This window comes from Allomuricauda sp. ARW1Y1, assembly GCF_013407935.1.
Lineage (GTDB): Bacteria > Bacteroidota > Bacteroidia > Flavobacteriales > Flavobacteriaceae > Flagellimonas.
In genome coordinates this window covers 32,378-45,478 of record NZ_JACBZU010000003.1, presented here as the reverse complement: position 1 = coordinate 45,478, position 13,101 = coordinate 32,378, and the positions used below count along the sequence as shown (strand labels likewise).

At 44.1% G+C, this 13,101-nt stretch carries 15 protein-coding genes; all 15 read right to left on the bottom strand.

Annotated elements, in window-relative coordinates; genetic code table 11:
* Positions 1-197 precede the first annotated feature (197 nt).
* Positions 198-809, bottom strand: coding sequence for a hypothetical protein (locus GGE08_RS09290; RefSeq protein WP_179384620.1), 612 nt, complete (start codon positions 807-809; stop codon positions 198-200).
* 15 nt (positions 810-824) lie between these two features.
* Positions 825-1,370, bottom strand: a complete 546-nt coding sequence (locus GGE08_RS09285) for a GreA/GreB family elongation factor (protein WP_179384619.1) — start codon at positions 1,368-1,370, stop codon at positions 825-827.
* A gap of 215 nt (positions 1,371-1,585) precedes the next feature.
* Positions 1,586-2,914, bottom strand: coding sequence for a sigma-54 dependent transcriptional regulator (locus GGE08_RS09280; protein WP_179384618.1), 1,329 nt, complete (start codon positions 2,912-2,914; stop codon positions 1,586-1,588).
* 5 nt (positions 2,915-2,919) lie between these two features.
* Positions 2,920-4,005 carry a sensor histidine kinase gene (locus GGE08_RS09275; RefSeq protein WP_179384617.1) on the bottom strand — a complete coding sequence of 362 codons (1,086 nt, stop codon included), beginning with the start codon at positions 4,003-4,005 and terminating at the stop codon, positions 2,920-2,922.
* A 471-nt stretch (positions 4,006-4,476) separates the two neighbouring features.
* Complete coding sequence (locus tag GGE08_RS09270; protein ID WP_179384616.1) at positions 4,477-5,274, bottom strand: DUF4138 domain-containing protein; 798 nt, start codon at positions 5,272-5,274, stop codon at positions 4,477-4,479.
* Positions 5,275-5,284: 10 nt separating this feature from the next.
* Entirely contained in the window at positions 5,285-6,220 is a 936-nt protein-coding gene (gene traM, locus GGE08_RS09265; RefSeq protein ID WP_179384615.1) for a conjugative transposon protein TraM, read from the bottom strand.
* Positions 6,201-6,827, bottom strand: a complete 627-nt coding sequence (locus tag GGE08_RS09260; protein ID WP_179384614.1) for a conjugal transfer protein TraK — start codon at positions 6,825-6,827, stop codon at positions 6,201-6,203. The genes traM and GGE08_RS09260 overlap by 20 nt, the downstream gene beginning before the upstream one ends.
* Positions 6,828-6,839: 12 nt before the next feature.
* Complete coding sequence (locus GGE08_RS09255) at positions 6,840-7,682, bottom strand: hypothetical protein (protein WP_257023984.1); 843 nt, start codon at positions 7,680-7,682, stop codon at positions 6,840-6,842.
* A complete protein-coding gene (locus GGE08_RS09250) occupies positions 7,682-8,287 on the bottom strand; it encodes a conjugal transfer protein (RefSeq protein ID WP_179384613.1) in 606 nt (201 codons plus the stop codon). Before GGE08_RS09250 ends, GGE08_RS09255 begins: the two co-directional genes overlap by 1 nt.
* Complete coding sequence (locus tag GGE08_RS09245; protein ID WP_179384612.1) at positions 8,284-10,695, bottom strand: TraG family conjugative transposon ATPase; 2,412 nt, start codon at positions 10,693-10,695, stop codon at positions 8,284-8,286. The genes GGE08_RS09250 and GGE08_RS09245 overlap by 4 nt, the downstream gene beginning before the upstream one ends.
* On the bottom strand, positions 10,688-10,966 hold the full coding sequence (locus GGE08_RS09240) for a hypothetical protein (protein ID WP_179384611.1): 279 nt from the start codon (positions 10,964-10,966) through the stop codon (positions 10,688-10,690). The genes GGE08_RS09245 and GGE08_RS09240 overlap by 8 nt, the downstream gene beginning before the upstream one ends.
* The gene (locus GGE08_RS09235; protein WP_179384610.1) at positions 10,966-11,253 is read right to left on the bottom strand and encodes a hypothetical protein; all 288 of its coding nucleotides are present in this window, start codon (positions 11,251-11,253) and stop codon (positions 10,966-10,968) included. Before GGE08_RS09235 ends, GGE08_RS09240 begins: the two co-directional genes overlap by 1 nt.
* 343 nt (positions 11,254-11,596) lie before the next feature.
* Positions 11,597-12,259, bottom strand: coding sequence for an ATPase (locus tag GGE08_RS09230; protein ID WP_179384609.1), 663 nt, complete (start codon positions 12,257-12,259; stop codon positions 11,597-11,599).
* Positions 12,256-12,795, bottom strand: coding sequence for a hypothetical protein (locus GGE08_RS09225; RefSeq protein WP_179384608.1), 540 nt, complete (start codon positions 12,793-12,795; stop codon positions 12,256-12,258). The genes GGE08_RS09230 and GGE08_RS09225 overlap by 4 nt, the downstream gene beginning before the upstream one ends.
* A gap of 5 nt (positions 12,796-12,800) precedes the next feature.
* The gene (locus GGE08_RS09220; RefSeq protein WP_179384607.1) at positions 12,801-13,079 is read right to left on the bottom strand and encodes a helix-turn-helix domain-containing protein; all 279 of its coding nucleotides are present in this window, start codon (positions 13,077-13,079) and stop codon (positions 12,801-12,803) included.
* Positions 13,080-13,101: the final 22 nt, after the last annotated feature.

Genomic DNA, 13,101 nt, shown 5'->3' with positions numbered 1-13,101 from the left:
ATACCTTTTGTTTTTAATTCATTTCATCCGAAATCACTATGGTAGGGAGATCCGTATCTTCCAAATAGTGTTGGTATTCATTACACAAATTGGTATACGCTCTTTGTTCACTCAAAGAACAGTATGTTCTATGAATACAGGTTGAGCATATACTACGCACAAATTCATTCATGGCATTTTTTTTAAATTAATTTTAATTAACGAATGGGATATAAGGTTGTGATGGGTTGAAAAATCAACATCAAGATGGACACACCGAGGACAATCAAAAAACCGACTTCCAAATTGGATAATAGCCGATTTACTTTCAGTGATTTTTCCGATAGTTTCGTCAACTGGCTACTTTCTTCCAATTGAATTTCCTCCAGGGAATCCAAGGTCTTTTTGATACCACCAATATGTTTAATGGCCTTTGTTTTTGCATTATCGTCCTTGATGTTCAAAGATGCCATTGGGATCTGTGACGCCAAATCCCTGAATTCTTGTCGCAGCCGTTCTAAAAAAAGTGCTTCTTGCCTAGTGAGATCGGTACGGGCAAAGTCATCGAGAAGGATGCTGATTTTTTCCGCCCTATTTGTTGTTAACCTATCGGTATCAACCACCTCCAACTCACTATCGTGAAGATGGTTTCGCAATTGATAGATAAAATCCTGAACCACTACCCTATCATCATGAATAGAAACAATTGCGTGCTGTATCGTGGAAAAATGCCGCCGATCCACAAGATTAGCTGCAAGTACCAATAAAAATGCTGTGGCAAGTACAAGACCAACCAATATGCGTTGTTTAATTGAAAGTGTTGCGTTCATACCCCTTATCCCTTTTTATATTTGTGTTAAATTGACCCATAGTGCATCAGAACTGTTGCGCTCTTCTTTTTTACTAAAGGAAAGCGCAACATCTGGATTGGGCGGTAAGGCATCCATTAGGTTTTTGCCAAAAGCTTCCACATTGGCCATCACACCAAATTGATCTACCCCTACGATACGAAATGAGGCCGCTTGGCCAGGCATGCCATACCTAATGCTATCCCCTTTTGACAACCCAATAACGGAACAGCCCAAAGCGCTTACCACTGAATACTTCGCCTTTTCCGTATCAGCATCATCTGGAGGTACCAACTGAAAGCTTTTCGTCCATCCTGTCGAACTTTCAAGGGTCACACGGCTATTTAATCGTACCACATCGCAGGGCATACTTTTCTCATCCACAATAATGGCACGTTGTACATTCTCGATCAATAATCCCAATAGTTCAACATGAAAGTAATCTTCTAAGCCCAACGATTGCTGCAGATACTTTTTGATCGTCAATAACTCGTTGCTCTCCAATAGAAGGCTTCCAAATCTCAAAGGGTACATTACCATCATTACTCATTTCTTTTGACACGGAACCGGAAAATCCATCATTTTCCGATCTGATTGATTGATTGTGCCATACCAATGGCAAATCATATGCCCTACTTGTGAAAAAGAAATGTAACACCACCAAAGTACTGATAAACAGTGATTTGACTTTTAAATAAAAAATAACCTAAGATTGAGGTTTGGGTAGTTTTTAACCAATTGGTCAGTATTTGACCAGATCAATCAATTTTGTCGCGAAGTGTTTTACGATTGATCTGTAATATTTCTGCCGCCTTGCTCTTGTTCCCCTTGGTATGAGCCAAGACACGCTGAATATATTGCCTTTCCATTTCCCTTAAAGGAAGGAGCTCTTCCTTGGGAAAGGTGATTTCATATTTTAAAAAATCAGGCAAATCCTTCATCCCTACTGGGCCATCCGCCATGATGACTGCTCGCTGGATCACGTTCTCAAGTTCCCTAATATTACCGGGCCAAGTATAGCGTTCCAATACCTTGAGAGCATCCGGATCAATGGGCAGGAATCGGTCCCTGTATTCTATCCCGTATTTTTGAAGAAACCTATTCACTAACATAGGAATGTCCGATTTTCGTTTTCTTAGCGGTGGCACCATGATTTCCACAACAGTCAAACGATAATAAAGATCTTCCCTAAAGTTTTTCTTATTGATTTCCTCCTTGAGGTCCAAATTGGTGGCTGCCACAACGCGCAGATTTATTTTTTCCACCGTTCTGGAACCGACCTTGGAAATCTCCTTTTCCTGCAATGCCCTTAACAATTTTGTCTGCACATCCCAACCGGCCTCACCTATTTCATCCAGAAAGAGGGTCCCTCCATCTGCTGCCTGAAAAAAACCGTTACGGTTTTGTTCTGCGCCGGTAAAAGCACCTTTGACATAACCAAATAATTCGGCTTCCTGTAAGTTATCGGGGATTGCCCCACAGTTTACAGCAATAAAAGGTCCTTTTCTATATTTACCCGAGTAATGAATGGCCCGTGCCACCAATTCCTTGCCCGTTCCGCTTTCTCCCTGTATCAAAACGGTGGCCTGATTGTCCTTTACCCGGCCAATGATCGAAAGTACAGGCTGAAAGGCTTGTGAATTGCCCACCATACCGTTGAACCCTTCGTGATGTTCCCTGAGCGGGTTCTTTACAGCTGGGGCATGGCGATGGTCGCCTTGCGACAAAGCCTTTTTAACCGCTGTTTCGAGCTCTTCTTTCGTAAACGGTTTGGTCATATAGTCCATGGCGCCCGATTTAAGTACCTCTAAAGCTCCATCAACGGAAGGGTAGCCCGTGAGCACAAGTTTTGGCATATTGGGGTAATGTTCATTGGCGTACTTTAACAATTGTATACCGTCCACTTCGGGCATTTGGATGTCCGTAATCAATAGGTCTATGGAGGCATCTTTTAAAATAAAAAGGGCTTCCTTAACCGAAATGGCCTTAAAAACATGATAATCAAGTGTCTTGAGCCGTCTAGCTAACAACTCCAAAATCTTGGTGTCATCATCTACAACAAGAATGTTCTCTCTGTTTAAGGGCATACACGTCATTTTGGGAACTCCAGTGTAAAAATAGTACCTTTTGGCCGATTGGGCCGATGGGCAATACTTCCCTTATAGCTTTTTATGATACCATGGACCACACTCAGACCGAGTCCGGTACCTTCTCCAACGGGTTTGGTGGTATAAAATGGTTCAAAAACCCTACTTTCCTGACCCTTTGCAATACCCTCCCCAAAATCGATAATATGAACAATCACCTTTTCCTCACCGTTTAATAACTCCAATTTAATTTCACCGTCCTCCGGTGAATAATAGGCTGCGTTCATGATAAGGTTGAACATTACCTGAGTCAATTGGACCGCATTGGCTCGAATGCTAAGGTCTTCTTTGGCATAGGACCTTACTACGGTCAACTTCTTTTCCCTAAGTGACGGCCCCATAAGGCGTATAACACTATCGACAACCCTTTTAAGTTCGACCAACTCCATTTGTTGGGGCATTTCGCAGGTGAAGAACATCAACTTTTTTACAATTTCCCGAGAGAAGATGGCGTTGTCCAATATGGTTTGCAAATCGCTTCTTGTTCTTGGATCCGTGGTCTCATCCAATAACAATTCGGCAAACCCCAGAATATTGGCCAAGGGGGTATTCAATTCATGGGCAATACCGGCCGTTATCTCGCCCATGATATGCAAACGATCATTACGTTCCATTTGTCTTCTGGTTTCCTGTTCACTATCATGGATTTGTTTACGTTCCAAAAGATTCCCTACCGCCAGGCAGACATTTTTCAGCAAAGTCCTTTCTTCTAGCAAGAAATCTTCAGGACCATAAGCTGATGCGGGATACCCAACTGAAATGGCTCCAGCTTTATTATTGAAAACCATAACGTCACTGGATAATTGTACCATTTGCTCATCAAATCCAATGGTTTGGACCCTATATTTTCCGATGGAAATTTTACACGCTGCAACTTCTTCGTGCTGCCAACCTCTTTTTAAACAGTGGGCTATGGCTTCCAAAGAAGTGTTCAGTTCATCATATCCTGAATTCACAATGATGGAGGTAACCTCATAAAGACAGGTCAATTCCTTGACGCGTTCCTTGAGTTTTTGATCTGTGCTTTTCATAGGGTTAGAAATTATGGTTACAAAGGTTAGTGGGTCCTTACACGTTTCATTTGCCCAGTACAACAATAATACAGTAAAAAAAATCGGTTTTCCCAATCGATGCTCACGATATACTTATCCCAGAAAAGGGGTTTATGAAAAATAAGGTTTCCCATCTACTCTTACTCCTTGTTAATACCATAAAATACCTGTAAGAAAACCAAAAACACCTCCCTGAAGATCCAGCTTATCCTCAATCGTAGAAATCAAAGCCGTGTTCAAGTCAAGCTTTCACAGTATAATGGCATTGAGGGTCTGCGGATGTTCCCCTAACCAAAAGAAAGGGACGTTGTTTAAGTGACCTTTTTTCAGCTCCCTCTTGATTACCTGTCCGGGTGAATTCCCTTATGTTTCTCGGCATATCGAATCATACTACAAGTGTAAACAAATTAATGCATGTTTCGATAACGTAATATGCTGAGTTCCTAATAGCTATTTCGAAGATAATTTCAACTTCCTTCCCCCATTTAGTTCCTTAAGTTCCAATACCAATTTTTCATCAGTACCCAGTACATATTTCGGAAGCACATATACAAACCGCTCGCTGTGGCCAGGCCTTATGGAATAAGGCATCCCGTATTTGTATCGTACGGTCAAAGGTATTTGTTGGTAGGAAGCCTTTTTATTGGGGTTTCCGTTGGCCCGGTAAACCTCGAGATAGTCAATTTCAAAGTTGATTTCCGAATTGTTCCTTATTTCGATGACCAAGTACATTTCGGAAGCATCGTAGACCATATGCTGTAGCTGTAACCGCAACCCCTTGTAACGTTTTGTAGACATGGATGTATGACCGGATTCCAGTAGAAATCTACACGCCCTTTCAAAATAAGCCTTCCTGTCTTTATTATAAACATTCGTAGTTCGCTTAACTTTGAGGATTGCCTTGTCAGGCCTTTCATTTCCAATACTTAAGTATTCATCGATAAAGTAGTTCATTTTGGGAAGTACATGGGCATATTTCAAAATAAAGGAATACACCGACCCATCTCTGGTCACGGTCAATAAGTTGCTTTCATTTCCGGGCTTTGCTTGCAACAAACCAAAGTACTGCCCTTGCTCCCGGTTATAGGTAAACACAAAATTCGAAGCGCCCACAACGCCCTGGCGAATAGGTGCCGGAAAGAACACGGCCACATTTTGGTGTTCGTTGGCGAATATGGTATCCAATACCTCTTGAGCGTTCGATAGATTGGCCAATAGCATGGAAACGATAATAATACTTGCTTTCATAAGATAGGTTTTACTGTCCCTTTGGGGTTTTTAAAATGAGTTGATAGTTATCCATGATGGTGACCTTCACTTGGCGGTTGTCCCTTTGAAAAAGTGACTTGACGCCTCTGACTTGTGGCACGCCGGCAATATTAATATCGTCGACGGCCTCCGCTGTGATTTCCCTGCTGGCCTCAGCCCGAAAACGATTGACCACATAAATTCCTTCATGACCATCTTGAAGATCATAGGCAACCAATGAAACGGGACTATGACCAATGTAATCAATGGTAATCATTGCCCTATGGAGTTTAAAACTGACGAAACCATAGATGGGTGTGTTTCTGGGTACTTTTCTTCCGTCGATGATGGCATCTTCCATAAGGCGCATCCGAAGCCGGTACTGTTGCCGAACCGTTTGGGTACCATCCACACCAACGCGGATAAGGTCATCCGTAACCCCAGTAACTTCGGATGGTCGCTCTATCGGATTCGAGGCAAAGAACATTTGATGCTGCAATGCCATTTCTTTGGTAGCTACAGATGGCTCGAGTTCAACTGCCCCATCATCTTTGTCCACTGTCACTACGGCATTGGACATGGAATCTTCCTCCAAGGGAACAATGGGGTCGGTTCCCACAAAATTTTTGGATCGGTACACACTATCAATAATGCGCTGTTTTTCATATTCCATATAATCCGGATTGAAATACCCCTTGTCATCCACCATATGCTCCGGGTAAAGTGGTGGAGCCGTTACCTGGCGTTCGGCTTTGATGGCATCCAGGGCCTCCAGTTTGGATTCATATTCCACAGTGCTATCGTCCAGATCGGGCAGGGGAATTTGATTGGGCTCCACAGCTGCGGGCTCGTCCTCTCCAAAGGTCCATAGGCTATATACCACCATAAACAGGACCACACAGACCACGATCAAGACGAACACGGTCTTACTTTTTTGTAGTTTCATTTGCATCTATTTTACGTAGGGAGTTTTCAAAAAAATCGGTGATCAATAGCCCATGGGGGTTATGTGGAAAATTGCGGCCCACAGGGACCAACTTTCCCGTAGTGATCAGCTCATAGGAGTCCGTGACTTCGCCCCGAATGATATGGAATACGGTACGCGTCCGAAAGCTATGGGCATCGGTTCCCAGACTGATTTCAGAATGAACGGCTTCCACCTGTTGGACCAGGGAATATTGTAATAGCCTATTGTAAAGGCCATCGGCCTTCTTTTGACGGTACACGTTGTCCACCGAGGCATTGCCCAACCATAAGGCCCTCTCCATATTCCGTTCAAAACTTCCAGCGTCCAGATGGTAGAACCATCGATGGAACTGTTCAAGATGTGCCAAGGCTTCCACTTCCAGGTGCTCCCGTTGGTCGCTCCAACCTAATGGGACCACTTCCCCTCGGTCACTAATCACAAAGGCACTGGACATGGCTTCTCGATGGATTTTGGCCACCAGTACCAAGGAAATGATACAGACCAATCCTGAAACCAGGACCACCGTCAATACCACAAGTCGATTCAAACGCAATAGCTGTTGTATGTGCTTAAAGGGTGTTTTCATAACAATCTGGAATTAACCGGTGAACAATCGAAGGGTAAAACTGCTGGCCTTGCGGTAGAGCTTGAACTTGAGCAAGACGATAAATCCGATGGACCCCAATTCAATAACGGGAGCAAAGAACTCCCCGCCCCAATCCGTTCCAAAGAGACTGCCCCAAAAATGGGTCGTGATCTCGGTATAGAGATTATTGACAAAGACATTGACCAGAAAAAAGGCGGGCACCATCATATAGACCCCTGCATAAAGCTTGAAATAGGTATAGGCTAGCATCCGGAACTTCTCAAATACGGACAGCGCGATTACCAAGGGAAAAAAGGCCTGCATGATACCCAACAAAAAGTACCGTTCGGCCAGAAAGAGCGGGTAGATAAAGATATCCAACAACCACAGGATCACCCCGACCGTGAAAGCGACCAACTTGAGTCCGTATAAAGGTGTCACCAAGGCCTCATACAGCAAGGCCATGGCTTTTTTGGCGGCTTCCAAGGCACCCACATCCCGTTCCAGGTCCACATCTTGTAGCTGTAAAGGGAGGAGTGCCGGAGCCGTGTCCCGGTATTGGGATTCAATGGCCACCAAAATACCATCAAAGACCCCTAACACTTCTGTGGAGAACAGCACGAGGAGCACTATCAAAAAGTTCTTGGCCAGTTCCGTAGGGGTCAGTCCCCAGGTATGGCCGTCCGTTGCAGCGATCCCTTCGTTATATTTTTTAATGATATTGACCAAGAACAGGAATAACGCCAAGGTCTTCATCCCCACAAGGGTGTATTGCGAAAAATCACTGTCCTTAATGGTCTGAAAGACCGCATCCACGTATTCCAATCCTATGCCCAAGAAATATCCCATCCCCATCAATACTTTTCTTCCCTATTATTGATAATATCCTGCATCCGCCGAAAGGAAATGATTTCCCGGTAGCGTCGGGTCTTGACCTCCAATTCCGCCCTCATTTCCCGTGACGCCGCTTTCTTCTCCATCAAAATGGCGGTACGCTCCGCATCGGTCATTTTTAAAAAGTCATTGGACAGAATCTGGTTGACAAAATATAGGTCATCAATGGCGGTGTCCATGATCTGCTCGAAGGATGTGGAAATTTGCTCGACCTCCTCCGACTTGATGAAGGGGGAATTCAAGATTTCACGAAGGTCTTGCTGCACCGTTCTAAACAAAACCTCATTGTTCCGCACCAATTCCCTGACCGCCTTGAGCTGTTTGATGGTCGTATTCACCTTCACAATATTGTCCTTCTGTTCTTTCAAAAACGTTACGGTCTTCAATAGTTGCGAGGTCTGTTTGGCGGATTCCACCAAGGATTTGGTCATACTGATAAAGTTCGTGTTGTCATACACCGGCATCCCCTGGCAGGCAGCGCCTGCTGGCAATAATAAGCTAGTGGTTAGGACCATGACCAAGGTCAGAACTTTTTGCCTGATGGCTTGTAACTTTGTAGTCTTCATTGGGTTTCTTTTTTAAGTTGAATAAATGCTTTAATGGCTTGCTCCATATCCCGGGTATTTTCATAGAGCTCCATAATCTCGGTGCTTTCCGTGCCATCGGTGAGATAGGCAGCATGGACTTCTGGTGGCACCTCCAAACGAAAGACATTGCTTTCCTTACCCATCTTGATAAAGATTTCGGTATACTTTCGTTCCCCCGTCAGTTGGTTACGGATGGATTTTAATTGATTGAGATCATGGCTGGATAGGCTCAGTCTATTTTTTAGTGCCTCATACCCCTTTTCGTTCTTGAGGCTATAGATCACCTGGGTATTCTCCAGAATGCTGGCTGAAGTGGTATTTTCTGGCAATTGGTTGATGGACTGCAGAATAATCCCAATGGCACCGTTCTGTTTCCGTATGGCCTGGTAATAGAACTCCACGCTTTCCAAAACCTTGGGAAACTTCAATTGCTTGGCAAACTCATCAAAAAGGATCATGCCTCGTTCAGATCGGTTCCGCCATATCGTACGTTGTATGGCAGACTTGATCAGCTTCAACATCACCGAGAGGATTTCCTTATTGTCCCTGACCTCGTCCAGTTCAAAGACGATCAAGCGCTTGTCCTCGATTTTATAGGTTTGGTCCTTATCGACATGGAAGAGAAAACTGTACAACCCTCCCTCCACATATTCCGAAAGGATATGCAAGAAGGCATAGACATTGAAATCACTTTGTGAGACCTGGATGTCCTGGACCAAGGTGTTTTTATGGGCATCCACAAATTGGTAAAGCGACTGAAGGGAATGTCCATTGCCCACTTTTTGATAGTAATACAGTAATACTTTTTTGAGGGCCACTTCCTTGGATTTGGTCACATGGCTTTCCGCCAAAAGTTCCAACAGGAACTGGGCCAGGTCTTCCAAAAGCTCAGGTGTCAGGTCCCCTTGATTATCAATGTAAAAGGGATTGATGCCAAGGCTTTTTCCATGTTCGTAACGCAATAGGATCTGCTTGTCCGGATAAAGCTGGGCAAATTTGGCATAGGAACCCCCAAGGTCAATGATGACCAATCGGACATCGGATTCAAAAAACTGCCGCAGGATATGGTTCGCCAAAAAGGATTTCCCTTCCCCGGTAGGCGCAAAGATGGCAAAGTTACGGGCCTTGATCCGTTTCTTTTCGGCATCCCAAACATCCTTGACCACCGGAATATTGAATTGGCGATCATGAAAAAGCACCCCGGTATCGTCCGATTGATAATTGGTCTGGTTGATATACAGACAAAGGGCATGTTTCAGGTCGGTCACAAATAGATCTTCATTGGAAAAATTGGAGGCATGCGCAGGATAAGCGTTCAAAAAATAATGTTTCCGCTCCTTCCCTTTGGGATGATAGGGGCGAATATCCAATTCCTTGAACTTGGCCTTGATCTGGGAGGCCACACGTTTTAGGTGCTCCAGTTCGGTATGCCAGAATACCACATTGAGGTGCCCCCTTACGACTCGTGCAGTATCATCGGTATTGATCTGGTCCAAAATATGCTCGACCTTACGCAATACTACTTTGTTCTGGGTGCCAAAATTGGCGCTTTTGGACAGCTCCTCGATTTTCTTCTCCAAGGTCCGTCGCCATTGCTGTGTGTCATCCAGATACAGGATATGGTTCACCATATGGTTTTCAGGAAAATCCAGCCCCAGACCATCCATAAATCCTTGGTGAAACACAAAGTCATCGGCACTCAGTCGATCATGGGGTCTACTGCTTTGTACGCTGTCCCCAAAACACAACTCACTATTTACCGCCATGACATCAAAAAAGTGGTCACCGATTTCAATATTCCCTTTGTTCCATGTCATATCCGTGTCATAATCGATATTGAAGCCATTGAAATAACTATGGGTATGATCGAGGATAGTATCCGCTGACATAGGATGGACGGTGATGCCTTTGGAATTATCAATAAAGGATACCGCATCATTAACTGCTGTAATGAATTCCGCTACCTGAACGTCCAATTTGCGATGATATCCCTTTTCCGTCCTTCGAAAGGGATTGACATATTTGGCCGCATTGAGGGTCTTGTCCAAAGGAAGGACAAAAAAGAGGTATGCGGTATGTACCAAATGCTCCCTGCCGACAAAGTGTTCATAGGTGGCCCTCTGCAGAAAGGTTTCCCTGGGGAGCCCTTCCCCTCGGAACCCCTTGCGTTGATAGAGATCCTGCCTATGGATCACGGTACTGACAGGCAACGATTTCAAGGCTTGGAACCAAATGCTGTGCAATTCCTCAAAATCGGTTTCAGAAAGGGAATATATCTCGGGCAGTTCCACCTGATAGCTGAGCACTACATTGCCATTATTGGCAAAGACCAGATGGTTTTGGATATCAAGTATGGGATGATGGGATTGAAGGTTGATTTTATTCATGGCCGAGCTGACTTAAGTTTTTGTTGCTGATGGTTTTGGGAAACTGGCTTGGACCGAAGGAATACATGGGCCTTTTGACCCACTGGCCCAATGCCCCATACAGCAGGACATTGAACAACAGCAGGCCCACGATGACACCTAAATGGAACGAAAAAATGATAATCAATAGGGAACCGATAATGGATACCATCTGCAATGCGAATAAGGTAATGGGCAGTCCCAGAATCATGGCCCGCTTCCGAATATTTTTATAGATAGGGTAGGTTTTCATCACACTACGATTCCAATGAGATAGGTGAAGATGCCCACCACGGCCCCAGCAATGAGCACAAAGACCAGTACACGTGTGATACCCTTCTTGAGGTCGGAATTCTCCCCAAAGAAGTGACCGGCATTAAAGAGAAAGCCCACCAAAAAAATGACACCCAGAATAATGGGAAAAATGGCCCGAATGGTATTGGAGATATCGTTGACGGAATCCTCAATACCCCCGATTTGCGCCAACACAGCACTGGAAGTAAAGAGCAATAAAAGGGTAAAAAAGAATGATTTTCGCATATCGTAAGCGTTTAAGGGTTAGACGATTTCGATGTTGGAAAAGTACTGGAAATAACATTTCAATTCACTGTTTATCAGTTATTTGTGAACAACATAATACCTGTCTTGAAATGGTGTTTTTTGACGTTAATTCCCATCAAAAAAAAGCTAAGGGTATCGATAGCTTGTTGATAACCCGATGGGTATCCAACAATGAAACACGTAAAAACGTCATTTTTCAAGTTGTCCATCCTAGTTGTTGTCCCATTTGGAACTTTGAAAAAGCAAGATGTCGTTGATTTCGGCTAAGTTGTCGGCTACAGCGAAGAACTAACCAAACAGATTGAACTGGAACTAGACTGTCTTATGTTCTTTTATCGGGACTTTTGGCATCGAAGGCCACTAAATTGAACAATTGTCGCATTCGGCTTCGAACACGATTCCCGTAACGCTCTTCCAATTCTTTGGCATTGAGGTTGGTCGTACAATGGGTCCGTATGTGGTGATTGACAAAAAGTTCGTAACGGGAGAGCAGGATCTCTCCCATAACATTGCAGTCCTTGCCATAATGCCTACCTATGGGTTCTACCCCAAGATCATCAAAACAATAGTAGTGTCCATTGCCGTAATCCTCGATGAGCTTGAATCCAACATGATTGAAACCAAATACAATGTTCCGACTGGGAATCACTGCATAAGGCCTTTGATGGGGTACCAAATATTTCAAAAGGCGCATCAAACTGGTCTTTCCACAGCCCACGGGACCGGTCAACAGCAATCCCTTTTGGGGGTCGATTCCCGCCTTCTTACATTGATCATAATCGCGGATAATATAGTTGCAGAGCAGGAAGAGCACTGCCCTATCCGCCTCGTAGATCTTAAAGCTTATACCGAATAGCCGCTTCCCCTTGACCTCGAGATAGGCTAGCATTTTCTCAAAATCATAAATGACCTGATTGCCCTGAAGCTCGCCGATACGATAGGTCGTGTTGCCTTCTGTGATGATATGTGGGTAATCCAATTTCATAGAGGTTCCGCGTAGTCCTTTTGTTCCCTTGTTTTGAGGTTGTCCCGGAATCGATCGGCTCGGTCAGGTTTTTCCTTGTTTGGTAATTCAAACGAGATATTTCCTTTAAAATTTCCGGTTGATCCATTGTTTTTAATCTGTTTGGTAGTTTGTCTAGGTTTATATATACCTTTTAAGGGTTGTTCACTACTTGTTCGATTATGACCAGGGTAGATGTCCGCTACTTGTTCGGTACTTGTCCCAAAATTGAACAGCTTGACCTTGCTTCCCTTGAGGGGATTATGTGAGGGCTGATAATGGATATACCCCCAATGGTGCAATTGTTTGATACAGCGATGGTAGGTCGAAGTGGAACCAATCTTGGATAGCTGCATCACCTCGGCCCTATTGATATAAAATTCCTCCCTGAAATAACTGGCATTCCAAAAATGGAACAGGGTCATGTAAAGACTGACATGGCTAGAGTGCAAACGGCTGTCTTTGGCGAATTTTCCAAAGGCCCCGTTCAAGTGCGAGATGTAATTGACGTCCGCCAAAAAACTTAAAATCTGGGGTTGACCTTGTTTCGCTCCAACACCTCCATGATCTCCCGATGATCATAATAGAGTATACCCCCTATTTTGGTAAAGGGCAATGTTCCATTGATCCTGAGGTTTTGCAAGGTCCCAGGGGATATACCCAATAGTTCCCTTACCTCATTGGACTTAAGCCATTTTCTTGGTGCCTGGCCAGATTGGTTTTGCAAGAGTTCCTTGATATCCTCCAGTAGTTCGACTTTGAACTCCATAAGGTCTTCTGTGGTAATGATGGTTGCTCCCATAGTTTTTGAGTTTTAAAAGGGC